The sequence below is a fragment of the Micromonospora citrea genome (genome assembly GCF_900090315.1).
Lineage (GTDB): Bacteria > Actinomycetota > Actinomycetes > Mycobacteriales > Micromonosporaceae > Micromonospora > Micromonospora citrea.
Genome location: NZ_FMHZ01000002.1, coordinates 751,261 through 777,603, shown reverse-complemented (window position 1 = coordinate 777,603; position 26,343 = coordinate 751,261). Strand labels below are relative to the sequence as shown.

The 26,343-nt window shown below is 74.7% G+C and carries 23 protein-coding genes; 18 read left to right on the top strand and 5 right to left on the bottom strand.

Features of this window, described 5'->3' with window-relative positions:
- Positions 1-167 precede the first annotated feature (167 nt).
- On the bottom strand, positions 168-1,622 hold the full coding sequence (locus tag GA0070606_RS03760; protein WP_091095108.1) for an LVIVD repeat-containing protein: 1,455 nt from the start codon (positions 1,620-1,622) through the stop codon (positions 168-170).
- 137 nt (positions 1,623-1,759) lie between these two features.
- On the opposite strand from GA0070606_RS03760, the gene GA0070606_RS03755 reads away from it, so the two are divergent.
- The 5 genes from GA0070606_RS03755 (at position 1,760) to GA0070606_RS03735 (ending at position 7,885) form a co-directional block, all read left to right on the top strand.
- Positions 1,760-2,461: a DUF305 domain-containing protein gene (locus tag GA0070606_RS03755; RefSeq protein ID WP_091095106.1), complete on the top strand. Its 702-nt coding sequence runs from the start codon at positions 1,760-1,762 to the stop codon at positions 2,459-2,461.
- A gap of 97 nt (positions 2,462-2,558) precedes the next feature.
- Positions 2,559-3,800, top strand: coding sequence for a sensor histidine kinase (locus GA0070606_RS03750; RefSeq protein ID WP_091095104.1), 1,242 nt, complete (start codon positions 2,559-2,561; stop codon positions 3,798-3,800).
- Entirely contained in the window at positions 3,797-4,462 is a 666-nt protein-coding gene (locus GA0070606_RS03745; RefSeq protein ID WP_091095102.1) for a response regulator, read from the top strand. Before GA0070606_RS03750 ends, GA0070606_RS03745 begins: the two co-directional genes overlap by 4 nt.
- A 148-nt stretch (positions 4,463-4,610) precedes the next feature.
- Entirely contained in the window at positions 4,611-5,405 is a 795-nt protein-coding gene (locus tag GA0070606_RS03740; RefSeq protein WP_091095100.1) for an ABC transporter ATP-binding protein, read from the top strand.
- Positions 5,402-7,885: an ABC transporter permease gene (locus GA0070606_RS03735; protein WP_091095098.1), complete on the top strand. Its 2,484-nt coding sequence runs from the start codon at positions 5,402-5,404 to the stop codon at positions 7,883-7,885. Before GA0070606_RS03740 ends, GA0070606_RS03735 begins: the two co-directional genes overlap by 4 nt.
- A gap of 61 nt (positions 7,886-7,946) precedes the next feature.
- Here GA0070606_RS03735 and GA0070606_RS03730 read toward each other — a convergent pair whose 3' ends face one another.
- Together GA0070606_RS03730 and GA0070606_RS03725 are read right to left on the bottom strand one after the other, a co-directional pair.
- The gene (locus GA0070606_RS03730) at positions 7,947-9,209 is read right to left on the bottom strand and encodes a nucleotide sugar dehydrogenase (protein WP_091095096.1); all 1,263 of its coding nucleotides are present in this window, start codon (positions 9,207-9,209) and stop codon (positions 7,947-7,949) included.
- Between the two features lie 221 nt (positions 9,210-9,430).
- Positions 9,431-10,834, bottom strand: coding sequence for a serine/threonine-protein kinase (locus tag GA0070606_RS03725; protein ID WP_091095094.1), 1,404 nt, complete (start codon positions 10,832-10,834; stop codon positions 9,431-9,433).
- 542 nt (positions 10,835-11,376) lie between these two features.
- Here GA0070606_RS03725 and GA0070606_RS03720 point away from each other — a divergent pair.
- The 10 genes from GA0070606_RS03720 (at position 11,377) to GA0070606_RS03675 (ending at position 19,120) form a co-directional block, all read left to right on the top strand.
- Positions 11,377-12,006, top strand: coding sequence for an RNA polymerase sigma factor (locus GA0070606_RS03720; protein WP_091095092.1), 630 nt, complete (start codon positions 11,377-11,379; stop codon positions 12,004-12,006).
- Positions 12,007-12,021: 15 nt separating this feature from the next.
- Entirely contained in the window at positions 12,022-12,783 is a 762-nt protein-coding gene (locus GA0070606_RS03715) for a hypothetical protein (RefSeq protein WP_091095090.1), read from the top strand.
- A 150-nt stretch (positions 12,784-12,933) separates the two neighbouring features.
- Positions 12,934-14,169, top strand: coding sequence for an ergothioneine biosynthesis glutamate--cysteine ligase EgtA (gene egtA, locus GA0070606_RS03710; RefSeq protein WP_091095088.1), 1,236 nt, complete (start codon positions 12,934-12,936; stop codon positions 14,167-14,169).
- Entirely contained in the window at positions 14,166-15,503 is a 1,338-nt protein-coding gene (gene egtB, locus GA0070606_RS03705; protein ID WP_091095087.1) for an ergothioneine biosynthesis protein EgtB, read from the top strand. The genes egtA and egtB overlap by 4 nt, the downstream gene beginning before the upstream one ends.
- 94 nt (positions 15,504-15,597) lie before the next feature.
- Entirely contained in the window at positions 15,598-16,344 is a 747-nt protein-coding gene (gene egtC / locus GA0070606_RS03700; RefSeq protein ID WP_091095085.1) for an ergothioneine biosynthesis protein EgtC, read from the top strand.
- A gap of 45 nt (positions 16,345-16,389) precedes the next feature.
- A complete protein-coding gene (egtD, locus tag GA0070606_RS03695) occupies positions 16,390-17,355 on the top strand; it encodes an L-histidine N(alpha)-methyltransferase (RefSeq protein ID WP_091095083.1) in 966 nt (321 codons plus the stop codon).
- 260 nt (positions 17,356-17,615) lie between these two features.
- The gene (locus tag GA0070606_RS03690) at positions 17,616-18,203 is read left to right on the top strand and encodes a TMEM165/GDT1 family protein (protein WP_091095081.1); all 588 of its coding nucleotides are present in this window, start codon (positions 17,616-17,618) and stop codon (positions 18,201-18,203) included.
- Positions 18,204-18,241: 38 nt separating this feature from the next.
- A complete protein-coding gene (locus GA0070606_RS03685) occupies positions 18,242-18,604 on the top strand; it encodes a DUF1622 domain-containing protein (RefSeq protein WP_091095079.1) in 363 nt (120 codons plus the stop codon).
- 11 nt (positions 18,605-18,615) lie between these two features.
- Positions 18,616-18,888 carry a hypothetical protein gene (locus GA0070606_RS03680; protein ID WP_176737229.1) on the top strand — a complete coding sequence of 91 codons (273 nt, stop codon included), beginning with the start codon at positions 18,616-18,618 and terminating at the stop codon, positions 18,886-18,888.
- A 34-nt stretch (positions 18,889-18,922) separates the two neighbouring features.
- On the top strand, positions 18,923-19,120 hold the full coding sequence (locus tag GA0070606_RS03675; protein WP_091095075.1) for a hypothetical protein: 198 nt from the start codon (positions 18,923-18,925) through the stop codon (positions 19,118-19,120).
- 257 nt (positions 19,121-19,377) lie between these two features.
- On the opposite strand, the gene nhaA is transcribed toward GA0070606_RS03675, so the two are convergent.
- A complete protein-coding gene (gene nhaA / locus GA0070606_RS03670) occupies positions 19,378-20,700 on the bottom strand; it encodes a Na+/H+ antiporter NhaA (protein WP_091095072.1) in 1,323 nt (440 codons plus the stop codon).
- Between the two features lie 336 nt (positions 20,701-21,036).
- On the opposite strand from nhaA, the gene GA0070606_RS03665 reads away from it, so the two are divergent.
- Positions 21,037-22,494, top strand: a complete 1,458-nt coding sequence (locus tag GA0070606_RS03665) for a tyrosine-protein kinase domain-containing protein (protein ID WP_091095070.1) — start codon at positions 21,037-21,039, stop codon at positions 22,492-22,494.
- On the opposite strand, the gene GA0070606_RS03660 is transcribed toward GA0070606_RS03665, so the two are convergent.
- Positions 22,475-23,056, bottom strand: a complete 582-nt coding sequence (locus GA0070606_RS03660) for an arsenate reductase/protein-tyrosine-phosphatase family protein (protein ID WP_091095068.1) — start codon at positions 23,054-23,056, stop codon at positions 22,475-22,477. The two genes, GA0070606_RS03665 and GA0070606_RS03660, sit on opposite strands and share 20 nt — an antisense overlap.
- A gap of 159 nt (positions 23,057-23,215) precedes the next feature.
- Here GA0070606_RS03660 and GA0070606_RS03655 point away from each other — a divergent pair, with 159 nt between their 5' ends.
- Positions 23,216-24,439 carry a glycosyltransferase family 4 protein gene (locus GA0070606_RS03655; protein ID WP_091095065.1) on the top strand — a complete coding sequence of 408 codons (1,224 nt, stop codon included), beginning with the start codon at positions 23,216-23,218 and terminating at the stop codon, positions 24,437-24,439.
- A gap of 203 nt (positions 24,440-24,642) precedes the next feature.
- On the top strand, positions 24,643-26,337 hold the full coding sequence (locus GA0070606_RS03650) for a DUF4012 domain-containing protein (protein WP_425413081.1): 1,695 nt from the start codon (positions 24,643-24,645) through the stop codon (positions 26,335-26,337).
- Positions 26,338-26,343: the final 6 nt, after the last annotated feature.

Sequence of the window (26,343 nt, the reverse complement as noted above, 5' to 3'; positions counted from 1 at the left end):
CCGCGTCCGACGTCCCGGCCTGGCCCGGGCGTCCCGGCCTGGCCCGGGTTCGCTCGTGTGCGACGACAGTGCCGCCTGGGTGGGGGGACGGGCTGACCGGCGGCGCCGGAACGCGGGCGGGCCCGGCCCCCGCGGGTGGGGGCCGGGCCCGTCGGCGCGGTGTGCGACTACCAGCTCAGGTAGCTGGGCTGGGTCTGCACGTTCAGCTCGCCGTACCGGACGAGGTTGGCCGTCCAGGTCCGCCAGTCGGTCAGCTTCAGGACGTCGAAGCCCTTCTGCATGTCGTTGGAGTAGATGTAGCCGTTGTAGTAGTACGCGGACCAGGATCCACCGCCGGTCAGCCGGTCGGCCGACAGCGGGCCCCGCTCCCAGAAGGCGATCTCCTTGGGGTTGGCGGAGTCGGTGAAGTCCCAGACCGAGATGCCGCCCTGGTACCACGCCTGGACCATGATGTCGCGCCCGAGCACCGGGATGAGCGAGCCGTTGTGCGCCACGCAGTTCTCGGTGTCGGCGTTGTTGCGGGGGATCTTGTAGTAGCTGCGGAAGACCATCGTGCGGGCGCCACCGCGACCGGTGATGTCGTAGACGGCGTCGGCGCCCCGGTTCGGGCCGATGGCCTCGTTGCAGGTGGCCGCGCCGCCGCCGCCCAGCTCGTCGGTGAAGACGACCTTGGTGCCGGTGTTGTTGAACGTGGCCGAGTGCCAGAACGCGAAGTTGACCGTGTCCCGGACCTGGTGGATGACCCGCGGGGCCTCCCGGTTGGAGATGTCCATCAGGATGCCGTCACCCATGCAGGCGCCGGCGGCCAGGTTCTTCTCCGGGTAGGCGGTGATGTCGTGGCAGCCGGAGGTGGCCGAGGCGCCGGGGCGGCCCTCGTAGCCGCCGTCGTCGGGGAAGAGGTTCGGGGTGGCCACGACCGCCGCGTCGGTGGGCTTGTTCAGCGGCACCTTGACGATGGAGATGGAGTCGTGCGGCGGCTGGCAGTCGGGGAACTCGGCCCGAGGGCTGTACGAGGAGACGTACAGGTAGACCGTCCCGCGCGTCCTGGCGGGCACGAGGGTGTGCGTGTGCGAGCCGCAGGCCGTCTCGACCGCCTTGACGTAGCGCGGGTTGGCCTTGTCGCTGATGTCGAATACCTTGATGCCCTCCCACGACTCCTTGACCGTCGCGGACGTGCCGGTGCTGTTGCACGAGTCGTCGCTGCGGGGCGAGTCGGTGGAGAGGAACAGCAGGTCGCCGTGGACGGAGATGTCGTTCTGCGACCCGGGGCAGTACACCTGCGACACGACCGTCGGCGCGGTCGGCCGGGAGATGTCGTAGATGACGAACCCGTTGTAGTTGCCGGCGAAGGCGTAGCGGCCCTGGAAGGCGAGGTCGCTGTTGGTGGCGTCCAGCGGGGCCTGCTTCGGCAGGTTGGCGACCTGCCGCAGGTTGGGGCTGCTGACGATCTCGTCGACGCCCGGGATGGTGTTGGTGGTGTCCACTGTGCCGGACGGGGCGGAGCCCGTCGCCACCCCGGCGTTCCCCGGCGGGGCGGTGGCGACGCTGGCGAGAAGGAGGCCGGCCGCGGCGATGCTCACGGTGGTGAGCCGTCGGGCCCGCGGAGTGCGGAATCTGATCATCGGCGAGGCCCTTCGCAAGGGGATGACGATTGTCGACACCTTACCGTCCGATGAGGTCCGTCGATGTGATCTGGGTCACATGTCGTGCTCTCCGTCAATGGATACGATCGCCATGACCTCTACCGGGGGAGTGGCCCATGACCAACCGGCGCGCGCGGATCCTGGCCGTCGTCACATCCGTGCTCGTGGTGTCGGTCGGCGCCGTCGTCCTGTCCCGGTCGGGCGAGGGACCGACCACCCCCGACGCGCGACCCGTCGCCGCCCCCGCCTCGGCGTCGGCCGCCGTCCCGGTCGATCCCGGGCGCCCCGCCGTCATCGTGCCGGGGCGTCCGGGCGAGACCGCCGCGGTCCGTCCCGCCGAGGAGATGCGCGACACCGCCACGTCCCGGCACAACTCGATGGACGTCTGGTTCGTCCGGATGATGATCCCGCACCACGCCCAGGCCCTGGAGATGGCCGAGCTGGCCCCCGACCGCGCCGCCGACCCCGACCTGCGCGCCCTCGCCGAGCGGATCAGGGCCAGCCAGGGCCCGGAGATCGGCATGATGCGCGGCTGGCTGCAGGCCCGAGGGCTCACCACCGACGTGCCGGGGCACGACCACGGCAGCATGCGGGGGATGCAGTCGCCCGAGGCGATGCGCAGGCTCGCCGCCGCCCGGGGCGCCGAGTTCGACCGGCTCTTCGTCGCGATGATGAGCGAACACCACCAGGGCGCGGTGCAGATGGCCACCGACCTGCTCAGGGTCGGCTCCGACCTCACCCTGTCCGAGTTCGCCAACTCCGTGGCCACCGAGCAGACCGTGGAGATCGACCGGATGCGCGACGTGCTGGCGTCCTGACCCGGGCCCGGCGGCCCGTCCGCGCGGCGCGGCGGCCTGACCGGCCCGGCGTCCGCGTGCGCCGTGAGCTGCCCGGCGACGGCGACACGTACGCTGGGTGACCGTGGACCGCACGATCTTCGGCCGCCCGCTGCGCAGCGTCGCCTTCGACGTCTTCGTCTCCGCCATGGTGGTGCTCTTCGGCCTCGCCGGCCTGGTCAACCAGCCCGGCGGGTGGAAGGCCACCCTGGTCGGGGCCGCGATGGCGGTGGCGCTGCTGTTCCGGCGCAGCCACCCGTCGGCGGTCACCGCCGTCGTGGCGGTGCTCGCACTGACCCAGGTGATCGCCGGCTGGGGCCCGCTGGCCTTCGACGTCGCGGTGCTGATCGCCCTCTACAGCGTCGTGAAGTACGCCGACCGGCTCCGCGACGGGGTCCTCGCCGGGATCGTCGCCGCCGTCGGGGTGGTGCTCGCCGCCCTCCAGACCCGGGGCGCCGTCGCCTGGTGGGCCACGGCGATCTATTTCGGGCTGGTCACCGGGGCGGTCTGGCTGGTCGCCCTGAACGTGCGGACCCGCCGGCTCTACGTGCTCACCCTCGAGGAACGGGCCGCCACCCTGGAGCGGGAACGCGAGGCGGAGGCCCGCGCCGCGGTCGCCGGGGAACGCGCCCGCATCGCCCGGGAACTGCACGACGTGGTGGCGCACAGCATGGCGGTCATGATCGTGCAGGCGGACGGGGCGCGCTTCATGCTCGACCGCGACCCGGAGACCGCCCGGCACGCGGTGAAGGTGGTCGCCGACACCGGCCGGCAGGCGCTGGAGGAGATGCGTCGGCTGGTCGGCGTACTGCGGGAGACCGACCCCTCCGACGCCGCCCCCGACGCGGCGGACGGGTCCGGCGGCGCGGGGGTGACCGCCGACCCGGAACACCGGCGGCTGGCGCTGACCGAGCTGCCGGCCCTGCTCGACCGGTTCCGCGCCGCCGGCCTGCGCGTGCGCCACTCGGTCACCGGCGAGCCGGCGCCACTGCCACCCGGCCTGGAACTGACCCTCTACCGGGTGGTGCAGGAGGGCCTGACCAACGCGCTCAAGCACGCCGGGGTCGGCGCCGAGGTCGAGGTCACCCTGCAGCACGGCGGCGACGCCGTCGTGGTCCGGCTGGTCGACGACGGGCACGGCCGCCCGCCGGTCAGCCCCGCCCCGTCCGGCGGCCACGGCCTCGTGGGCATGCGCGAGAGGGTCAGCGTGTACGACGGCAGCCTCGCCGCCGGCCCCCGACTGTCCGGGGGCTGGCAGGTCGAGGCGCGGCTGCCGCTACCGTCGACGCCCGGGACGACGACGGAGGTGGCGGCGGCATGACGGTCCGCGTGGTGATCGTGGACGACCAGGCGCTGGTCCGCGCCGGCTTCCGGATGGTGCTGGGCTCCCAGCCCGACCTGGAGGTCGTCGGCGAGGCGATCGACGGCGCGGACGCGCTGCGGGTGCTGGCCCGGGTCGAGGCCGACGTCGTGGTGATGGACATCCGGATGCCGACCATGGACGGGGTGGAGGCCACCCGTCGGATCTGCCGGGACCGGCCCGCCGGGTCGCCACGGGTGCTGGTGCTCACCACCTTCGACACCGAGGCGGACGCCTTCGCCGCGTTGCAGGCCGGCGCCAGCGGCTTCCTGCTCAAGAACGTCCCGCCGGAGGAGTTGATCGCCGCCATCCGGGTGGTCGCCCAGGGCGACTCGGTCGTCGCCCCGTCGATCACCCGCCGGTTGCTCGACCGCTTCGCCGGCCGGCTCGGCCCGGGCCCCGCCGAGGATCCGCGCCTCGCCCAGCTCACCGAGCGGGAACGGGAGGTCCTCCTGCTGGTGGCGCAGGGCCTGTCCAACGCCGAGATCGCCGCCCGGGTGCACGTCGCCGAGGCGACCGTGAAGACGCACGTCGGCCGGATCCTGGCCAAGCTCCGGCTCCGCGACCGCGTGCAGGCGGTGGTGCTGGCGTACGAGAGCGGGCTGGTCACCCCCGGCGGCTGAGCCGGCGTACGACCCAGGTCGTACGGGTCCGCCCCGTCAGGGGCACCCTCGGTCGCAGCGAGGCCGAGCGCGCGGGTGGACGCCCACGGGTCCGCCGCGCCCATAGCGTCGGAGACGTCCCAGTCACGATCTCCACGGGGAGCTCCACGTGTCCGTCGCACCCCCCGCGCACGCCACCGCCGGCGTCGCGGTCACCGCCCGCGGCCTGTCCAAGCGGTACGGCGCCGGCCAGGCCGCCGTCGTCGCCCTCGACGGCGTCGACGTCGACTTCGCCGCCGGCGGGTTCACCGCCATCATGGGCCCGTCCGGCTCCGGCAAGTCCACCCTGATGCACTGCCTCGCCGGGCTGGACCGGCCCACGGCGGGCAGCGTACGCATCGGCGACGCCGACCTCGCCCGCCTCGACGACAGGCGGCTCACCCTGCTGCGCCGCGACCGGGTCGGTTTCGTGTTCCAGAAGTTCAACCTGCTGCCGGCGCTGACCGCCGAGGAGAACATCGTGCTGCCGCTGGCGATCGCCGGCCGCCGGCCGGAGCGGGCCTGGCTGCGCCAGGTCGTCGCCGCGGTGGGGCTCGCCGACCGGCTGCGCCACCGTCCCGCCGAGCTCTCCGGTGGCCAGCAACAGCGGGTGGCGGTGGCCCGCGCGCTGATCACCAAGCCGTGGGTGATCTTCGCCGACGAGCCGACGGGCAACCTCGACTCGCGCTCCGGCGCGGAGGTGCTGCGCCTGCTCCGCGAGGCCGTCGACACCCTCAGCCAGACCGTGATCATGGTGACCCACGACCCGTCGGCCGCCGGGCACGCCGACCGGGTGGTCTTCCTCGCCGACGGCCGGCCCGTGCGGGACCTCGCGGCGCCGACGCCCGAGCGGGTGCTGGACACCCTCGCGGGCCTCGACCACGCGCGCGTCCCGGCCGCCGGGCATCCGGCGGTGGCCCGGTGATCCGCCTGACCCTGCGCCAGCTCCGCGCCGAGGCGCTGCGCCTGCTGCTCTCCTCGCTGGCCATCGTGCTCGGCGTCGCCTTCATCGCCGGCACGCTGATCTTCGTCGACGGGATGCGCGCCGGGGCGTACGACCGGGCGGGCGCCTTCGACCGGCACACCGACCTCGCCGTGTACCCCGCCACCAGGGATCCGCTGCCGGCCGCGCTGGTCGACCGGATCCGCGCCGTCGACGGGGTGGCCGCCGCCGAGGGCGAACTGCTCGGCTCCGGCGGCATCGTCGGCGCCGACGGCCGCCCCGTGCTCGGCTACGCCGTGCTCGCCGCCGTCCCCGTCGACGACGCGCTGCGCTCGTACGACGTGGTGGCCGGCCGGCTGCCCGAGCGCCCCGGCGAGGTCGTGCTGGACGCGCCCACCGCCGCCGAGGAGGGGTTCACGGTCGGCGTGCCGGTCCGCGTCGGCGGCAGCGGGGGAGCGGCCCGCCCGTACACCCTGGTCGGCACGGTCGACGTGGCCGGCACCTCCCGCGACGTCGGCGGCCCGTTCATCGGCCTGGTCGGCGCGGACGCCCTCGCGGTCACCGGGCAGCGGGGCTACGACCGGATCATGGTGGCCGCCCGTCCCGGGGCGGACGAGGCGGCGCTCGCCGACCGGGCCGCCGACGTGGCCGGGGCCGGCGCGACCGTCAAGACCCGGCAGCGGATCCTCGACGAGGCGGTCGAGGACGCGGTCCGCGACCTGGAGCAGTTCAACATGGTGCTGCTGACCTTCGCCGGCGTGGCCGTCGTGGTCGCCGGGTTCGTCATCGCCAACACCTTCGCCATCGTGCTGGCCCAGCGGACCCGGCGCACGGCGCTGCTGCGGCTGGTCGGCGCGACCCGTGGCCAGACGTTCCGGGCGGCGCTGCTGGAGTCGGCCGTGGTCGGGTCGGTCGCCTCCGCGGCGGGCGTGCTGCTCGGTGTGGCCCTGGCCGGCGGCATGAACCAGCTCATGGGGCGGCTGGACGCGCCGGTCTCGGGTGGGCTGACCGTCACCGTGCCGACCGTGCTGGCCAGCCTGCTGCTGGGCACCGCGATCACGGTGGGCGCGGCCCTGCTGCCCGCCTGGCGGGGCACGCGGGTGCCGCCGGTCGCCGCGCTCACCGACGCGGCGGTCCAGCCCGCCCGGGGCGCGGGCCGGCTCCGGCTCGCCGTCGGGGCGCTGGTCTTCGCCGCCGGTATCGCCGCGCTGGTCGGCGCCGCGCCCGCCGTCCAGGTGGTGCTGGTGGCCGCCGGCGGGGTGCTCACCTTCTTCGGCATCGTGCTGTTCGGGCCGGTGCTGGTGCCGGCGCTGGTCCGGGTGCTGGGTTGGCCCGCCCGCAGGCTGTTCGGCGCCACCGCCGGCCTGGCCGTGGCCAACGCCGTACGCAATCCGCGCCGCATCGCGGCCACCGCCACCGCCCTGGTGATCGGCATCGGCCTGGTGTCGGCGTTCGTGGTCGGCGCGCGCAGCACCAAGGAGGGCATCGAGCGCAGCGTCGACGCCGAGATCGGGGTCGACTGGCTGGTCACCGGGATCGGCGGGGACCTGCCCACGCCGCTGGTCGACGAGCTGCGGGCCCGGCCCGAACTGGCGGTGGTGCACGAACAGCGCAGCGCCGTGACCGCCGACGTGCAGGTCCGGGCCGCCCATCCCGCCCTGGTCGGTCGGACGCTGACCGGCGTGGTGGCCGGAGAGGTCGGCCGGCTCGCGCCCGGGTCGGTGCTGGTGCACCGGGAGCTGGCCGAGGCGCGCGGCTGGACGGCCGGCTCCACGCTGACCCTGCGGGGCCGGTCGTTGCGGGTGGCCGCGGTCGTCACCGCCGACGGGCCGGCCCTGGCCGGCAGCCCCGTCCCGGCCGGCCACGTCATCGAGGTGGTGGACGCCGACTTCACCGCCCTCTTCCCGGCCCAGCGGGGCTACCTGGCCGAGATCGACCCGGCCGGCGGTGTCTCCGCCGACCAGGCCCGCGCCGCCATCGAGACGGTGGTCGGCCGCTATCCCACGGCCAACCTGATGGACCAGGGCGCGTACAAGAAGATGCTCACCGGCACCATCGACATGCTGCTCGCCTTCGTCACCGCGCTGCTCGGCCTGGCCGTGGTGATCGCGCTGGTGGGTGTGGCGAACACCCTGAGCCTGTCGGTGGTGGAGCGGACCCGGGAGAACGCCGTGCTGCGGGCGGTCGGGCTGACCCGGGGCCGGATGCGGGCGATGCTGGCCGTCGAGGCGGTGCTGATGGCGCTGGTCGGCGCGCTGCTGGGGGTCGGCCTCGGCACCGGCGTCAGCGCGGCGGCGATGGCGCTGCTGGCCCGCATCAGCGGGGACTTCGCCGTGGTGCTGCCGCTGGGGCAGCTCGGGCTGATCCTCGGGGTCGCGGTGGCGGCCGCCCTGGTCGCGTCGGTGCTGCCGGCCCGCCGGGCGCTGGCCCGGCCGGTGGTCGAGGCGCTCGGCGACCAGTGACATCCGCCGGCCGGTCCCGCCACCCACCCTCGGGCGGCGGGACCGGCCAGCGGTGCCGGGTCTACAGGCGCTCCACGACCGGGCCGGAGCACCGGTTGCGGGTGTCGAAGACGTACCGGGCGTGCCGGACGACCAGGTCGTAGTCGAAGTCGTCGTGGTCGGTGACCACGACGACAGCGTCGGCCGCCCGGACCTCCCGCTCGGTCAGGCCCACGACGAGGACCCCGGCGGGGATCTGGTGCGGCTCCGCGTAGGGCTCCACCGCCCGCACGTCCGCGCCGAGGGCGTGCAGGCGCCGGGCGACCTCGACGGCGGGGGAGTCGCGCATGTCGCCGGTGTTCTTCTTGTACGCCAGCCCCAGCAGCAGCAGCCGGGCCCCGCTCACCGGGCGGCCGGTCCGGTTCAGCCCGCCCATGATCCGCTGGGCGACGTGCTCGGGCATCTCGTGGTTGACGTCGTTGGCCAGCTCGATGAACCGGAACTGCCGCCCGAGGCGCCGCTTGACCTGCCAGGACAGGTAGCACGGGTCGATCGGCAGGCAGTGCCCGCCCACCCCGGGGCCGGGCCGGAACGGCATGAACCCGAACGGCTTGGTCTCGGCCGCCTCGATCGCCTGCCAGACGTCGATGTCCAGGTGGTGGGAGAGCATGGTCAGCTCGTTGATCAGCGCGATGTTGACCTGCCGGAAGGTGTTCTCGATCAGCTTGGTCAGCTCCGCCACCCGGGTGGAGCCCACCGGCACCGTCCGCTCCACGATCCGCCGGTAGAACCCGTCCACCCGGGCGAGGGAGTCCGCGTCGACGCCGGAGACCACCTTCGGGGTGTTCTCCAGCCGCCAGGTCCGGTTGCCGGGGTCGATCCGTTCGGGGCTGTAGCCCAGGTGGAAGTCGCCGGGGCTGCGCAGCCCGCTGGCCGACTCCAGCAGCGGGCGCAGCAGTTCCTCGGTGGTGCCGGGGTAGGTGGTCGACTCCAGGACCACCGCGCAGCCCGGCCGGACGTACGGGCCGATGTCGATGCCGGCCTGCTCCACGAAGCTGAGGTCGGGCGTGCCGTCCCGCAGCGGCGTGGGGACCGTGATGACGCAGATGTCGAAGCCCTCGGCGTCGGCGTACTCGGTGCTCGGGCGGTACCGGCCGCTGCCCAGCGCCCGGCCGAGCCGGTCGGCGGGAATGTCCTCGACGAACGACTCGCCGGACGCGAGCCGCTTGATCCGGTCGGAGTCGACGTCCAGGCCGACCACGTCGAGGCCGGCCTCCACGGCCCGCATGGCCAACGGCAGACCGACGTACCCCTGGCCGATCACGACCAACTTCTCAACGCTCACGCGGACTCCCGAGGCAGACGGAAACGATCCTGCTCGGCAGCCTAGGGCGATATGTGTGCCCGTAAGTCCGTTTTGGGATTATCGGTGCTGCTGTTACGGGAGGGAACGTCAGCGGCGCGTAACGCCCGGCTCGGCCGGCTGGGGCCGGACGGCGGCGGGAACCGGCGCGCGACCGGTCGCGGCGGGAGTGCGGACGGGACGGGGCCGCCCGGCGCGGCGGGTCAGGACGCTCCGTCGCGTGGCGTGCTGCCGCCGCCCCCGCCGGCCGGCGGGTTCGCCGGCGTGGTCGGAGGCGTCTGCTGGTCGGTCGGGGCCGGGTCCGTGGGCTCCGTCGGCGCGGTGGACGTGGGATCGCCGGTGGGCGCCGGGTCCGTGCTTCCCGTCGGTTCCGGGGACTGCGGGCCCGCCGACTGGCTCGGCTGCGGCGAGACCGGGGAGACGGTGGTCGACGGCGACGGGCTGGAGGTGGAACCGGCCGGCCGGAACGGACGGGTCCGGTTCGTGTCCTGCTCCTCCTGCGCCGGCGCCTCGGCGTCCCCGCTCGGTACGGCGGCCGGCGCGGTCGTCTTCGGCACGTTGACCGCCGGCGCGTCGGCCTCGCCCGCCGCGCCGAGCGCGGCGCCCAGGCCCGCGAGCGCCACCAGCACCGCCGCGACCGCGCCGACCAGCGTGCCGCGGCGGTTCCGCCGCCCGGTCGTCGCGGCCGCCACGGCCGGCAGGTCGGTGCGGGTGCCCGGGTCGGCGCCGCGCAGCGCGGCGACGCCCGGGGCGGCCACCATCGCGGTCGGCGCGGACGGGTCGGAGACGGCGGCGCGGGCGGCCTCGGCCATCGCCGCCGCGCTGCCGAACCGGTCGGCCGGGTCCTTCGCCAGGGCGCGGGAGACCAGCGCGCGGACCGCCTCGGGGATCTCGTTCGGCAGCTCCGGCGGCTCGTCGTCGAGGTGCCGGACGGCGACCTGGAGCGGGTTGTCGCCGGTGAACGGCGGGCTGCCGCTGAGGCAGCAGTAGGTCACGGCGCCGAGGGCGTAGATGTCGGTGGCCGCGGAGACCGGCCGGCCGGCGGCCTGCTCGGGCGCCATGTAGAGCGCGGTGCCGGGCACCGCGTTCGTGCTGGTGATGCTGGTTACGTTGGTCGACCGGGCGACGCCGAAGTCGACGAGCACCACGCTGCCGTCCTCCTGCACCAGCAGGTTGCTCGGCTTGACGTCGCGGTGCACGATCCCGCCGAGGTGCGCGGCGTGCAGTGCCTGCGCCACCTGCGCGACGATCGCCATCGTCTCGCCGACGTCGAGCCGGCCGACGGCCTCGATCCGCTTGGACAGCGGCTGGCCGGTCACGAACTCCATGACCAGGTAGTCGGCCCGGCTGCCGTCGGGCAGGTCGTCCTCGCCGCAGTCGAAGACCTGGACGATGCCGGGGTGCCGCAGCGCGGCCATGATCCGCGCCTCGGCGCGGAAGCGGGCGATGAAGTCGGGGTCGGAGACCAGCGCGGGCAGCAGGACCTTGACCGCGACCTGACGGCCGAGGACGAGGTCCTTGGCCCGCCAGACGTCGCCCATGCCGCCCGTGGCGACACGCTCGTCCAGGCGGTACCGACCGCTGAGTACGACCTCCGGTGACAACACAGCACCACCGTACCCAGAGTGGCGTCGAACGGCGCGTCGTGAGTGGGGGACCCCGCCGACGCGGCCGGCCCGGCGAGGGCGGCGGAACCGCGAGCGCCTCGGCTACGCTGTGTCCGCCCCGGGACGCAGCGTGACAAGATCCGCCCATCGCCGCCGTACGCTGGGCGAACGACCCTTCGGCCGGGGGCGCGCGCGGGCGCAGCGTCGCGGCGACGTCCCGTGTTACGGCGACCCGCTCTCCGTTCGGCTAGATAATTCTCACTCTTTTGTCGACCGGGGTCGGCTTGTCCGATCGGCCCGGTGCTCCTACCGTTAGCCCGACTCGGGCCCGCCCCACGGCGTCGCCGGCGCTGCGGCGCCGGCCGTGCCGCCGTGGCGAGAGTCCAGAACTACCGTCCGGGCCGTCGCGGCCCGGCGTGACCAGGTCAGCGGGGGGCTGAGGGTGCGGGATCAGGTCCGGGTGCCGGACCGTGCCGGAGTCGCGTACGCCCGGACCGGCGTGCGCCGCCCAGGCGTGCCGGGGCCGCGGAGGTGGCGGGCACGTGTCCGCTGAGCTGAACGGCGCCGTCGCCGCGGCGCAGGCCGGCGACGAGGACGCCTTCCGGTTCCTCTACCGCAGCCTCCAGCCCGGTCTGCTGCGATACCTGACCGCCCTGGTCGGCGCCGACGCCGAGGACGTGGCCTCCGAGACCTGGCTGCAGATCTCCCGCGACCTGCCCAGCTTCACCGGCGGCGAGTTCCGGGCCTGGACGGTGACGATCGCCCGCAACCGGGCCATGGACCACCTGCGGCGGCAGCGCCGCCGCCCGTCGCTGCCGGTTCCGGTGCAGGCGCTCAGTGAGCTGGCCGGCGACGCCGACACCGCCGAGCGGGCCGGCGAGACCATCGGCACCGAGGCCGCCCTGGCGCTGATCGCCACCCTGCCGCCGCGCGAGGCCGAGGCGGTCCTGCTCCGCGCCGTCATCGGGCTGGACGCCGAGACCGCCGGGCGGGTGCTCGGCCGCCGGCCCGGCGCCGTGCGCACCGCCGCCCACCGGGGACTGCGCCGGCTGGCCGCCCTGATGGAACGCTACGACCTGTCCCAGCCGCCGGCCGCCTCCGACGGCGCGACGCCGCCGCACCCGCGCGCCGGTCGGCGGCAGGCGCCGCACGCCGAGCCGGCGGACGGTTGACGTGAGGGGATCCAGATGACCTTCCGCCGGAGCGAGCGTCCGGCCGACCGCGCCGAGTCCGACCGGCTGCTCGACGCGGCCCGTACGCCGGACGCCGCCGAACCGGAGTCGCTCGCCCGGCTGCTCTCCGCCGCCGCGGCCCCCGCGCGCCCCGGGGAACTGGCCGGCGAGGAGGCCGCGCTGGCGGCATTCCGCGCCGCCCGCGCCGCCGCGCCCGGCACCGCCGTGGCCGCGCCGCGCCCGCCGCGCGGACGCCGGTTCACCGCCGGCGCCGTCGCCTGGGCGGCCGGGGTGGTGGTCACCGCGACGGCGGGCGCCGCCTTCGCGGCCGTCACGCTGGACCGCCCCGACGAGCCCACCCCGTCGAGCCCGCGCCCGAGCACTCCGGCACCGGCCACCACCGAGCCGCAGGAGGGCGGGTCGACGGACCCGACCGGCGGCGGCGCCCCCTCCGGCACGCCCACCGACGCCCCGGCCAGCCCGTCGGGCGCCCCCACCTCCGGTGCGGTCACCCCGCCCGGCCCGCCGGGTGGCCGGCCGGGCGGCGGGCCGCGGTCGCCGGAGCAGCGCACCGAGCAGCTGCGCGGGCTGTGCCGGTCGTACCTGGCCCAGCCGGCCGCCCAGCGGGAGAAGACGCTGGACACCTCCGCGTTCGCCGGCCTGGTGACGGCGGCGGGCGGCCGGGAGGCCGTCGACGGATTCTGCCGGGAGCTGGTGCCCGACGCGGAGCCGCAGAAGTCGCGGCGGGTCGGGCCGACGGCGCTGCCGACGCCGTAGGCGGCCGGCTGACTCCCCGTCGGTTCCGGCCGGCCACCCGAATTTCGTCTGATAGACAGGAGTGGGTGGGCCGCCGTCGCCCCGCCGATGTCGGTGGCCGGCGTTACGGTGGCCCGGACCGGTAGTCGCGCGGGGAAGGGAGCCCGTCCTGTGGTGACGTCGCCGGAGCTCGACCGGACCACCGTCCTGCGGGAACGCGCCGTCGCCGCGGGCCATCTCGCGCGGATCTGCTTCAAGACCGGCCCACCGACCCGCACCGGCGTCGAACTCGAGTGGACCGTGCACGACGCCGCCGACCCCGCCCGCCCCGTCGACGGCCAGCGGCTCCGGGCGGCCCTGGGGCGGCACAGCCCCCCGACCCTCGACCGCGCGAGCCCCGCCGCGCCGCTCCGCCACGGTGGCACCGTGACCGTCGAGCCCGGCGGGCAGCTGGAGATCTCCACCGCGCCCCAAGCCTCCGTCGCCGCCCTCGTGTCCGCCACCGACGGCGAGATTGCCCAGGTGAGCGGCCTGCTCGCCGCCGCCGGGCTGGTCCTCGGGCAGAGCGGCATCGACCCTCACCGGCCGCCGTCGCCCGTGGTGGAGACACCCCGCTACCGCGCCATGCGGCACGTCTTCGACCGGCGCGGCCCGGCCGGGCGGACGATGATGTACAGCACCGCCGGCCTCCAGGTCTGCCTGGACGCCGGCGAGCCGGAGCACCTGTCGGCACGCTGGGCGGCGGTGCACGCGGTCGGGCCGCCCCTGCTGGCCGCCTTCGCCACGGCCCACCGGCACGCCGGCCGCGCCACCGGCTGGGCGTCGGCGCGGATGGCGGCCTGGTTCGCCATCGACCCGGCCCGTACCCGCCCGGTCTGGACGCCCGAGCGGGCCGACGCCGACCCGGTCGCCGCCTGGGTCGACTACGTCCTCGCCGCGCCGCTGCTCTGCGTGCGCCACGCCGGTCCCGACTGGACGGCGCCGCCGGCGGTCACCTTCGCCGACTGGGTCGACGGGGCGCTGCCCCGACCCCCGACCACCGACGACCTCGACTACCACGTGAGCACCCTCTTCCCGCCGGTGCGTCCCCGGGGCTACCTGGAACTGCGCTACCTCGACGCGCAGCCCGGCCGGGGCTGGGCGCTCCCCCTGGCGGTGCTGGCGGCCCTGCTCGCCGAGCCCGGCACGGTGCAGGCGGCCCGCGCCGTCGCCGGGCCGGTGGCGCACCGCTGGCACGCCGCCGCCCGCCACGGCCTGCGCGACCGGGGGCTGGCCGCCGCCGCCGCGGAACTGTTCGACCTGGCGCTGACGGCCCTGCCCGGGCTCGACCTGCCGGCGGCCCTGCACGACGACATCGACCGAGACGTACGGCGGCGACGGGCCGCCGCGGGGAGGAGGCACCGGTGACCGGAGCGACGACGCGACAGCCGGGCGCGGAGCAGTTGCGCAGCCGGATCGCGGCCGAGCTGGAACGCACCCGCGCCCGCACGGCGCTGCTGACCGAGGCGGTCGACGAGGCCGACCTCGTGCGGCAGCACTCGCCGCTGATGTCCCCGCTGGTCTGGGACCTCGCCCACGTCGGCAACCAGGAGGAGCTCTGGCTGGTGCGCGACGTCGGCGGCCGCGAACCGGTCCGGCGCGACATCGACGACCTCTACGACGCGTTCAAGCAGCCCCGCCGGGACCGCCCGTCGCTGCCGCTGCTGCCGCCGCAGGAGGCCCGCGCCTACCTGCTCACCGTCCGGGACAAGGTGCTCGACCTGCTGGACCGGGTAGCGTTCACCGACCGCCCGCTGGTCGCCGACGGCTTCGCCTTCGGCATGATCGTGCAGCACGAGCAGCAGCACGACGAGACGATGCTCGCCACCCACCAGTTGCGCGCCGGGCCGGCGGTACTGCACGCCCCGCCGCCGCCCGAGCCGCGCGCCTCCGTCGGCGGTGAGGTGCTGATCCCGGCGGGCGAGTTCACGATGGGCACGGACACGGACCCGTGGGCGCTGGACAACGAGCGCCCCGCCCACCGGGTCCACCTGCCGGCGTACGTCATCGACGCCGCGCCGGTGACCAACGGGCGCTACCGCGAGTTCATCGCCGACGGCGGCTACGACGACCCGCGCTGGTGGAGCCCGGCGGGCTGGCGGCACCGTCAGGAGGCGGGGCTGTCCGCGCCGATGCACTGGCGGCGCGACGGCGACGGCTGGGCCTACCGGCGCTTCGGGCGGTGGGCCCCGGTCCGTGACGACGAGCCGGTGGTGCACGTCTGCTACCACGAGGCGTGGGCGTACGCGGCCTGGGCCGGCAGGCGACTGCCGACCGAGGCGGAGTGGGAGAAGGCGGCCCGCTGGGATCCGGCCACCGGCCGCTCCCGCCGCTACCCGTGGGGCGACGAGGATCCCACCGCCGAGCACGCCAACCTGGGGCAGCGGCATCTGTGGCCGGCGCCGGTGGGCGCCTACCCGGCGGGCGCCTCACCGCTGGGCGTGCACCAGCTCGTCGGCGACGTGTGGGAGTGGACGTCGACCACCTTCCGGGGGCACCCCGGCTTCAGGGCGTTCCCCTACCGCGAATACTCCGAGGTCTTCTTCGGCGACGACTACCAGGTGCTGCGGGGCGGGTCGTTCGGCACCGACCTGGCCGCGTGCCGGGGCACCTTCCGTAACTGGGACTACCCGATCCGGCGGCAGATCTTCAGCGGCTTCCGCTGTGCCCGCGACGCCCGTCCGGAGGAGTCGCAGCCGTGAGGGCGGGGCACACCGGCCCCGGCCCCCGGAGGGCCGGCGACCCGCGTCGACGCCCGCGCGCCGACCGGCCGACCGGGGCGGGGGGCGTCGGCTGATGTGCCGCCACCTGGCCTACCTGGGGCCGCCGGTCACCCTGCGGGAGCTGCTGTTCGATCCGCCGTACTCCCTCGTGCGGCAGTCCTGGGCGCCGCGTGACATGCGCGGCGGCGGGACGATCAACGCCGACGGCTTCGGCGTCGGCTGGTATCCGGGCGACGGCGAGCCGGTGCGCTACCGACGGGCCCAGCCGATCTGGAGCGACCCGACCATCGCGCAGCTCGCGGCGGTCACCTCGGCCGGCGCGGTGCTGGCCGCCGTCCGTTCCGCCACGGTCGGCATGGCGGTGCTCGACGGGGGCGCCGCCCCGTTCGCCGAGGGGCGCTGGCTGTTCAGTCACAACGGGGTGGTGCGGGGCTGGCCCGACTCGGTGGTCCCGCTGGCCGGCACCCTGCCGGTGCGCGACCTGCTCACCCTCGACGCGTCGACCGACGCGGCCCTGCTGTGGGCGCTGGTGCGGCACCGGCTGCGGGCCGGGGTGAAGCCCGCCCGGGCGATGGCCGAGACCGTCACGGCGGTGGCCGCGGCGGCCCCCGGATCCCGGCTCAACCTGCTGCTCACCGACGGGCACACCGTGGTGGCCAGCGTGGCCGGGCACGCGCTGTCGATCCGGACGACCCCGGCCTCGGTGCTGTTGGCGTCCGAACCGCACGACGACGACCCCGGCTGGCAGGCGGTGCCGGACGGGCAACTGGTGGAGGCGACGGCGACGGGGGTGCGCGTACGCCCTCTCGCCGAGTTCTGACCGCCGGGCGACAGGGACGTTCCACCCGACGACGAAGGGGAAGACATGAGCGCGGAGCCGCTGGAGATCCACCTCGAGGAGCAGGACCTGGGCCGCGGCCTGCGGGAGGACGTCCGCGCCGGCCTGACCGCCGAGCCGAAGTGGCTGCCTCCCAAGTGGTTCTACGACGCCCGGGGCAGCGAGTTGTTCGAGGAGATCACCCGGCTGCCGGAGTACTACCCGACCCGGGCCGAACGCGCGGTGTTGGCCGACCGGGCGGGCACGATCGCCGAGCTGACCGGGGCGAAGACCCTCATCGAGCTCGGCTCGGGTTCGTCGGAGAAGACCCGGCTGCTGCTTGACGCGTTCACCCGCCGCGGCGGCCTCGGCACGTTCGTGCCGCTGGACGTCTCGGTCAGCGCCCTGCGCCAGTCCACCGCCCGGATCGCCGCCGACTATCCCGGGCTGCGGGTACGCGGCATCGTCGGGGACTTCACCCGCCACCTGGACCGGCTGCCGGCGGGCGGGCGGCGGCTGGTGCTCTTCCTCGGCGGCACCATCGGCAACCTCCTGCCCGCCGAGCGGGCGCGGTTCCTGGCCGCGATGCGGGCCGCCCTCGAGGCGGGGGACTGGCTGCTGATCGGCACCGACCTGGTCAAGGACCCGGCGGTGGTGGTGCCGGCCTACGACGACGCGGCCGGGGTCACCGCCGAGTTCAACCGCAACGTGCTGCGGGTGATCAACCGGGAGCTGGGCGCCGACTTCGACCCGGAGGGGTTCGCCCACGTCGCCCTGTGGGACGCGCGGCGGGAGTGGATCGAGATGCGGCTGCGGGCGCTGCGACCGATGCGCGTGCGGGTGCTCGACCTGGAGGTCTCCTTCGCCGAGGGCGAGGAGTTGCGCACGGAGGTGTCGGCGAAGTTCCGGCCGGAGGGCATCGCCGCCGAGCTGGCGGCGGCCCGCTTCGCCGCCCACGAGTTCTGGACGGATCCCGACGGACTGTTCGGCGTCACCCTGGCCCGCGCCGAGTGACCGGCGCCGGGTCGCGACCCGGGTGAGGCGCGTGGCGGCGCGTGACAGTCTTCACCCGGCGCGGCCCGGCCGGCCCGCGGTCGGCTAGGCTGGGCGGCGCGAAGGGGAGTAGCCCTCAACGTCGTGGTCGACACACTGGTGCGTTCCGCATCCGGCCACGCGGCCTCGGTGTCCGGGGCGGGCGAGACCTTCGACCCAGGCTGTCGTAGCCGGGTCGAGGGCGCCCCATACCTCCTCCCGGCATGATCCGGAAGGATGTCATGGAAGGTTTCCTCGTCGCGCTGGCCGTCAGCTTCGGCGTCATCTTCGTCGCCGAACTGGGTGACAAGTCCCAGCTGATGGCCCTGACCTTCGCCACCCGCTTCAAGCCCGTGCCGGTCCTGATCGGCATCACCGTCGCCACCGCCGTGGTGCACCTGGCCTCGGTGGCGATCGGCTACGGCCTCGGTGCCGCGCTGCCGACGGAGTGGATCTCACTGGTCGCGGGCCTGGCGTTCCTCGGCTTCGGCGCGTGGACCCTGCGCGGCGACACCCTCACCGAGGAGGAGAAGCGCAAGGCCGAGAAGACCAGCAAGTCCGCCATCGTGGCGGTGTCGGTGGCGTTCTTCCTGGCCGAGCTGGGCGACAAGACGATGCTCGCCACCATCACCCTCGCCACCCAGTACGGCTGGTTCGGCACCTGGCTCGGCTCGACCATCGGCATGGTGGCGGCCGACGCGCTGGCGATCCTGGTCGGGCGGATGCTCGGCCGGAAGCTGCCGGAGAAGACCATCAAGTACGGCGCCGCGGTGCTCTTCGCCATCTGCGGGCTCTGGCTGATCCTGGAGGCCGTCGCGCAGCTCACCTGACGTCGACTAGCAGCGGTCGGGCCGGGTAAGGCCAGCCCGTGGGCGTCGAGGAGGTGCTGCGGCACGGCTACCAGGCCCTGGTCACCTCCGTGGAGGTCGCCGGTGCGGTGGTCATCTTCGTCGGTGCGGCCTGGGCGGCGCTGCGGTTCGTGGTCGAAGGGCTGCGGCACCGCAGCGCCGCCGTGTTCACGCCGATCCGGCTCTCCCTCGGGCGGTTCCTCACCCTCGGGCTGGAGTTCCAGCTGGCGGCGGACATCCTGCGTACGGCCGTTTCGCCGACCTTCACCCAGATCGGCCAGTTGGCGGCGATCGCCACCATCCGGACCGCGCTGAACTACTTCCTGGCCCGGGAGATCCGCCAGGAGCAGCGGCAGGTGGGGCAGGCGGGGCGCGACGGGTGACCCGGGCGCTGGTGACCGCCACCACCGCGCTGGCCACGCTCGCCGGGCTGGCGGTGCTGGTCGGCACGGGCTCCTGGCGGTGTGCGCTGCGGGTGCTGCTGGACCTGCTCACCGCCGCCGGACTGCTGCGGCTCGCCGTCGGCCAGGGGTGGGCGGAGCTGGCCGCGGCGGCGGCGATCATCCTGCTGCGCCGGCTGCTGTGGGCCGCGCTCGCCGCCGCGCGGCCGGAGCGACTATCGGCGGCCCCCAGCGGGCATGAGGATCACCACCTACCGTTGCGGTAGGAGGCGAAACCGGAGAAAGCGGGAGGACTGCCACATGAGCAAGCATGACGAGCCGAACGAGTACGGCTTCGCCGGAGGCGCCACCGCCCCCCAGCCGCCGGCCGGCGGGCGTGCCGACGAGCAGGACCGGGCGGAGGAGGTGGCGGTGCCGGGCGACGACCTGATGGAGCCGGTCAGCGACGCCCTCGCCGACGAGCAGGAGGAGCGCCGGGCGGCCGAGCGGCGCCACTGACCCGTCCGAGCTCCGGCGGGGGGCCTTCGCCGCCCGCCGGAGTTCCGGGACGGCCGGTCCTTCGCCCCGCCGGAGTGCACGTTCCAGGCGCCCACCCCGACGCAGCGTTCCGGAACGGCCGGTCCCTCAGCTCCCCGCCGCGCTCCGGAGGTGCCGGTCGCGGGTCGTGGCCGAACGGTCCGGACGGTCGGGACCCTTTCGGGCCGGCCGAGCCGTCCGGACCTCGCCGGGCGTCCCGGGCGTGGTGGCGTCGCGCGTCAGCCGTCGCCGCGTTGGTAGACGTCCGGCACGCCGTCGCGGTCGGCGTCCACCCGCTCCGCCTCGGCGATCCGCCGGTAGGCGGCGTTGCGGCGGACGAGCACGACCGCGGCGAGCAGCGCCGAGATCACCGAGCCGGCGAGCACGGCCGCCTTGACGTTGGCGTCGGCGGCGCTGCCGGCGCCGAACGCGAGCTCGCCGATCAGCAGCGAGACGGTGAAGCCGATCCCGGCGAGCAGTGCCACGCCGAGCAGGTCGGTCCAGGTGATGTCCTCGTCGAGGCGGGCCCGGGTGAACCGGGCGAGCAGGAACGTCGAGCCGAAGATCCCGACGGCCTTGCCGAGCACCAGGCCCGCGACGACGCCGACGACGATCGGGTCCGTGACGATCGCGCCCAGATCGGCGCCCCGCAGCGAGACCCCGGCCGCGAAGAACGCGAAGACCGGCACGGCGAGGCCGGCCGAGACGGGGCGCCAGCGGTGCTCCAGGTGCTCGGCGAGCCCGTGCCCGTCGCCGTCGCGGCCCCGCAGGACGGGCACGGTGAAGCCGAGCAGGACGCCCGCCACGGTGGCGTGCACCCCGGAGGCGTGCATCAGGGCCCAGGCGGTCGCCGCGAGCGGGATCAGCGCCCACCACCAGGTCCTGCGACGCTGCACCAGCAGGCCGAAGATCGCGATCGGGGCCAGTGCGGCGAGCAGTGGCAGCGGGCTGAAGTCGTCGGTGTAGAACACCGCGATGACGGTGATCGCGAGCAGGTCGTCGACCACCGCGAGGGTGAGCAGGAAGGCCCGTAGCCCCTGCGGCAGGTGGGAGCCGATGAGGGCCAGCACGGCCAGGGCGAACGCGATGTCCGTCGCGGTGGGGATGGCCCAGCCCTGCAGCCCGTCCCCGCCGGCGGCCAGGCTGACCGCGACGTAGATCAGCGCGGGCAGCGCCATTCCCCCGACGGCGGCGATCACCGGCAGGGCCGCGCGGCGGGGATCACGCAGCTCGCCGGCGACGAATTCCCGCTTCAGTTCCAGGCCGACGACGAAGAAGAAGATGGCCAACAGGCCGTCGGCGGCCCAGGCGGCCAGGTTCAGGTCGAGGTGCAGGGCCTTCCCGCCGGACCAGGGCACCCAGTCGCCCAGCGCCTCGTAGGAGGACCCCCAGGGCGAGTTGGCCCAGATCAGCGCGATCACCGCGCCGAGCAGCAGGAGGCCGCCGCCGACGGTCTCGGTCCGCAGCACGTCGGCCAGGAACCGGGCCTCCGGCCAGGAGGTACGTGAGAAGAGCCGGCGGGGCGTGTGGGAAGGGTCGGTGTGCGGGGCGCGATCTGTCATGCGCGAGGTCCGTCTCGGTGTCGGGGCAGCAGGGGGTCACTCGCCGACCAGACTTCCCGGCACACCGTTGCCGACCCTATCCACCGGCGGCGTGACCGGCGAGTCGGGACGGCTCGCCGGTCGGCAACGTCACGCCCGTTCGTCTCTCCCCGCTACCCGGGACGCCGCACGCCCGTTTGTCGGTTGGCGGGTCGGGCGCGGATGTCAAGGGGTGAAAATACGTAACTCAGGACATAAGTCGTATGAGTCGCTTTAATGGTTTCACGAGATCAAGTCGACCTTGGGGGTTTTCGTGAAGTTCTTTGGCGTTACCGGCCTGGTACGGAGGCACGCCTGATGGACCTGTACCGCCAATTGCGCCTGGTGCGTCAGCACTGGTGGATCGTGCTCCTCACCGTCATGGTCGCCCTCGGAATCACCGCCCTCGTCACCGTGCGGGCCCAGCCCCGGTACGTCGCCTCGGTGACCTTCTTCGTCACCACGCCCAGCCAGGGCGTCACGGACGCCTACCAGGGCGGCCTCTTCCTCCAGCAGCGCGTCAAGTCGTACGCCGAGCTGCTGACCAGCGACCGGCTCGCGCAGAGCGTGGTGGCCGAGAACCCGATCGGCCTCACCGCCGAGGAGGTCCAGCGCCGGGTCAGCACCTCCACCGAGACGGGGACCGTCCTGCTGCGCGCCTCGGTGACCGACACCGACCAGAACCGCGCGCTGAAGGTCACCGAGCTGCTCTCCGCGAAGTTCGTGGAGCTGGTGCAGAAGGTGGAGACGACCCAGGACGGCAAGGCCGGCCCGATCAAGATCGAGGTGGTCAGCGGGCCGCGGGTCAGCCCCACCCCGGTGTCGCCGCAGCCCGTGCGCAACTTCGCCGTCGGCACGCTGCTGGGGCTGCTCGCCGGCGTGAGCCTGGCGATCCTGCGGGGCCTGGCCGACGTCCGGCTGCGCGACGCCGCCGGTCTCCAGCGCACCACCGGCAGCCCGCTGCTCGGCGAGATCCCGTTCGAGAGCACCGCCAAGTCCGAGCCGCTCATCGTCGGCGACGCGGCGAACTCGGCGCGGGCCGAGGCGGTGCGCAAGCTGCGGACGAACCTGCGCTTCGTCGACGTCCACGAGCCGGCCCGGGTCATCGCGGTCACCAGCGCCCTGCAGGGCGAGGGCAAGACGACGCTCTCCTGCAACCTGGCCATCGCCCTGGCGGAGGCCGGCTGGCGGGTGTTGCTGGTCGACGCCGACCTGCGTCGCCCGAAGGTCGCCGACTACCTGGGGCTCGACGCCGGCATCGGCCTCACCGACGTGCTGGTGGGCGACGTCCAGGTCGGCGACGTGGTGCAGCGCTGGGGCGACAAGTCCCTGCTGGTGCTGCCCAGCGGCTCGGCGCCGCCCAACCCCAGCGAGCTGCTCGGCTCCAAGGCGATGGCGGACCTGCTGCTCGCCCTGCGGGAGTCGGCCGACATCGTCATCATCGACACCGCCCCGCTGCTCGCCGTGACCGACGGCGTGGTGGTGGCCGTCCAGGCCGACGGCGCGCTCCTGGTCTCCCAGCAGGGACGCACCTCGCGCACCCAGGTGGCGGCCGCCGCGCGTTCGCTGAACTCGGTCTCCGTCCGGCTGCTCGGCTGCGTGCTCAACATGGCCAAGGTGGCCAAGGCCGAGGCCTACCAGTACGAGGCCTACCGGGTGGTGACCGCGACCGGGACCCCGGACGTGCCGGCCGACCGGGCCCCGAGCGCCCGGCACGCGGAGCGGATCGACGGCCCCGGCGACCGGACGCAGGAACTCACCCGGCTGTCCCGATGAGCGCGGCGAGGGGTCGCAGCGACCGTTCGATCTCCTCGGCGCAGCGGCGGAAGTCGGCGGCGGTGCCGCCCAGCGGGTCCACCAGGTCGTCCGCGTCGGGGGTGGCGGGTTGCAACCGCCCCCGGGCGCGGGCGGCGGCCCGGACCGCGGCCCGCAGGGGCCCGTCGGCCGGGTACGTCACGGCGTCGTCGTCGGCCGGATCCGTCGCCGCGCCGGCCGCCTCGGCCAGCCGACCGAACTGGCGCAGGGTGAACGTCCGGTGCAGCGCCGCCGGTGCCAGCGCGGTGCAGACCGATCGCTGCCGCCGGGTCGCCGCCAGCACCAACGTCGCCCCGACCAGGAGCTCGGCGCGCAGCCGGCGACTGCGGAAGTCGGTGGGGTCGCCGCCGGCCTCCGTCGCCACCTCCGCCGCGTACGGGTGCATCGCCAGGCCGTCCACGGCGTCGGTGCCCGCGCTGGAGACCAGCACCGGCTGCCCGACCAGCAGGCGGCGGGCGAGGTACTCGGCCATCGGTGACCGGCACAGGTTGGCGTGGCAGACGAACAGCACCCGGTCGACCATCTGGACCCCTCTCGTCGGCGCGGTCGCGGGCGACGCCGCGACGACCGTCGGCCGACGGCGCCGGCCGGACGTGGAGGGGATGCGGGCATCGTACGCGGGCCCGGGCCGTCCACGGCACCGTGCCGCGCCGAGCGGCCCCGCCCGGACGGGGGCACGCCGATGAGGATCGGGATCCTGTCGTACCACTTCCCGCCCGAGCCGGCCTTCATCCCGGGCAGTCTGGCCGAGGAACTCGCCGTGCGCGGGCACGAGGTGAGGGTGCTGACCGGCTTCCCCGACTACCCCGGCGGGCACGTCTACCCCGGGTGGCGGCAGCGGTGGCGGCACGAGACCCGCAGCGAGCGGCTCACCGTCCGGCGGGTCCCGCGCTACAGCGGCGGCGACGGATCGCTGCGCACCCGGATGGCCGGCTACCTCTCCTTCGCGGGGAGCGCCGCGCTGACCGGGCGGTCGTTCCTCGCCGGCGTCGACGCGCTCTACGTCCACCTGCCCCCGGCGACCGCGTTCGCCGCGGCGGGCCTGCTGCGCCTGCTGGGCCGGGTGCCGACCGTCGTACACGTGCAGGACGTCTGGGCGGCGGCCGAGCCGACCGAGGCGGAGCACGGGCGGTGGGCGGGGCGCATCGGCGCGGCGATGACCCGGATCTACCGGGCCGCCGACCGGATCGCGGTCTGCGCGCCGTCGCTGCGGGACCGGGTCGTGGCCGCCGGCGCCGACCCGGCCCGGGTGCGGGTGGTGCTCAACTGGACCGACGAGCGGATCTTCCAACCCGCGCGGCCCAGCCGGGCGGCGCGCCGGCTGGTGCGCCGGGACGACCGTTGCGTGGTGATGCACGCCGGGACCATCGGCGCCCGGCAGGGCCTGGAGACGGCGGTACGGGCGGCGGCGGCACTGGACCGCACCATGGACCTCGTCCTGGTGGGTTCGGGCGCGGACGAGCGGCGGGTGCGGGGGCTCGCCGCCGAACTGCGCGCCGACAACGTGCGCTTCGTCGAGCGCCGGTCTCCGCTGGACATGCCCGAGCTGTACGCCGCGGCCGACTACCAGCTCGTCATGCTGCGTGACCTGCCCGAGCTGCGCAGCACCCTGCCGGTGAAGCTCCAGGCGGCGTTCTCCTGCGCCGCGCCCGTGGTGGCCTCGGCCGGCGGGGACACCGCCGAACTGGTGGAGCGGGCCCGGGCCGGCCTCTCCTGTCCGCCCGAGGACTGGGCGAGCCTGGCCGACCGGTTCTGGCTGGCCGCCACCATCCCGCCGCCCGCCCGGGCGGACATGGGCCGGCGGGGCCGGGAGGCGTACCTGCGGGAGATGTCGATGCCGGCGGGCGTGGACCGGATCGAACGGCTGCTGTACGACGCGGCGGCCGGCCATGCCACCGGCCGTTGAGTCGCGAGCGATATTCGCGCATCGGCCAATACCGTCATCTACCGGTGGAAACGATCGTTACCTGTTAGGAACAGGCGGAGGAATGGTGTTCTCTGTCCGTTTCGGGAAGGACGTGTGGAGTGAGGGAGAGCCAGAGACCGCGTCGACGGCGTGGTCGGTCCCGTCGGCGGCGGCAGCTCCGTCGCGCCCTGCTCGCCTCCCTCGTGGTGGGCTCCCTGCTCCTGTTGACCGGTGGTTGGGTGGGCTTCCGGGGCTGGCAGGCCCGTGCCCATCTGCTCAACGCCGCCGGGCTGGCCCGTGAACTCAGCGCCCAGGTGGTCGGCGGCGACACGGCCCGGGCGCAGCGCACCCTCGCCGCGCTCCAGGAGCAGGCGGGCAAGGCCAGGGCGGCGACCGACGACCCCGGCTGGTGGCTCGGGCGGCACACCCCGTACGCCGGGGACAACCTCGCCGCCGTACGGCAGATCTCGGTCGCGGTCGACGACCTGGCCCGGCAGGCCTTCCCGCTGCTGCTGCGCACCGACCTGACCAGCCTGGTACCCGAGGGCGGGCGGCTCGACGTGGCCCGGCTGAAGGCACTGTCGGCGGAACTGTCGACCGTCAACTCGGCGGTTCAGGGCACCCGGGACAACCTCGCGGTGGTGCCCACCGACGGCCTGGTGAGCCAGGTCCGGCAGGCCCTCGCCGACCTGCGGGGCGAGATCGACCGGCTGGCGGGACTCACCGCCGCGGCGGACCAGGCCAGCCGGCTGCTGCCGCCCCTGCTCGGCGCCAACGGTCCCCGTACCTATCTCGTCGTGTCCCAGAACCCGGCCGAGCTGCGCGCCACCGGCGGCATGATCGGCGCGTACGCCCTGATCCACGCCGACGGCGGCCGGGTGCGGATGGGGCGGCAGGGCACGAGCAGTGCGCTCGGCCAGTTCGAGCCGCCGTTGAAGGTGCCCGCGGAGGTGCGCCGCCTCTGGGCCGACCTGCCCGGGATCTATCCGGCGGACGTCAACCTCACCCCGCACTTCCCGACCGCCGCCGCGCTCTACCGAGAGATGTTCCGGCGTCGGGAGAAGACCGAGGTGGACGGCGTGCTCGCCGTCGACCCGGTGGTGCTGTCCTACCTGTTGAAGGCCACCGGCCCGGTGATGGTGCCCGGTGGCGTCCCGCTCGCCGCGGAGAAGGTCGTCCAGACCGTGCTCAGCGACAGCTACCAGCGGATGGAGAACGACGAGCAGGACGCCTTCTTCGCCGCCTCCGCCGCCGCCGTGTTCGACGCGCTGGTCACGAAGAAGATAGACCCGAAGGGTTTATTGTCCGCATTTGACCGTGCTGTCACTGAACGCCGGATATTGTTCTGGAGTGCCCGACCGGAGGAGCAACGGACGCTCGGCGACAGCCGGATGGCCGGGGCGCTCCCGGAGACGGACACCGTGCCGACCGTCGGCGTGTTCCTCAACGACGGCAGCGGCGCGAAGCTCGGCTACTACCTCCGGCCGACGGCGACCCTCACGGTCGGCGACTGCCGGGCCGACGGACGCCGGGAGCTTCGGCTCCGGGTCACCCTCCGCTCGTCGGCGCCGAAGTCGGGTCTCAGCAAGTCGGTCCTCGGCCTCGGCCTGGCCGGCGACCCGTACACCGTCCGCACGCTGGTGTCGGTGCACAGCCCAGCCGGCGGGGCCGTGCTCACCACCCGCCTCGACGGCGTCGAGACGGCGGTGGGCAGCGGCACCGAACGGCGCCGGCAGGTGACCACGACGAACGTCGAGGTCGGCCCGGGAAACTCCCGCACCTTGGAGGTCACCGTGCTCACCGCGAAGACCGGCGTCGGGACGGCCGAGCTGTGGCTGACCCCCACCGCCACCCCATGGACCACCCAAGTTGTTTCCGCACCAAGCTGTGATCAGTAGGAGGGA

Coding starts and splice junctions, on each gene's coding strand:
- GA0070606_RS03745 (WP_091095102.1), top strand. CDS start 3,797: ATGACGGTCCGCGTGGTGATCGTGGACGACCAGGCGCTGGTCCGCGCC.
- GA0070606_RS03760 (WP_091095108.1), bottom strand. CDS start 1,622: ATGATCAGATTCCGCACTCCGCGGGCCCGACGGCTCACCACCGTGAGC.
- GA0070606_RS03715 (WP_091095090.1), top strand. CDS start 12,022: ATGACCTTCCGCCGGAGCGAGCGTCCGGCCGACCGCGCCGAGTCCGAC.
- GA0070606_RS03755 (WP_091095106.1), top strand. CDS start 1,760: ATGACCAACCGGCGCGCGCGGATCCTGGCCGTCGTCACATCCGTGCTC.
- egtD (WP_091095083.1), top strand. CDS start 16,390: ATGAGCGCGGAGCCGCTGGAGATCCACCTCGAGGAGCAGGACCTGGGC.
- GA0070606_RS03675 (WP_091095075.1), top strand. CDS start 18,923: ATGAGCAAGCATGACGAGCCGAACGAGTACGGCTTCGCCGGAGGCGCC.
- nhaA (WP_091095072.1), bottom strand. CDS start 20,700: ATGACAGATCGCGCCCCGCACACCGACCCTTCCCACACGCCCCGCCGG.
- GA0070606_RS03665 (WP_091095070.1), top strand. CDS start 21,037: ATGGACCTGTACCGCCAATTGCGCCTGGTGCGTCAGCACTGGTGGATC.
- GA0070606_RS03660 (WP_091095068.1), bottom strand. CDS start 23,056: ATGGTCGACCGGGTGCTGTTCGTCTGCCACGCCAACCTGTGCCGGTCA.
- egtC (WP_091095085.1), top strand. CDS start 15,598: ATGTGCCGCCACCTGGCCTACCTGGGGCCGCCGGTCACCCTGCGGGAG.
- GA0070606_RS03690 (WP_091095081.1), top strand. CDS start 17,616: ATGGAAGGTTTCCTCGTCGCGCTGGCCGTCAGCTTCGGCGTCATCTTC.
- GA0070606_RS03655 (WP_091095065.1), top strand. CDS start 23,216: ATGAGGATCGGGATCCTGTCGTACCACTTCCCGCCCGAGCCGGCCTTC.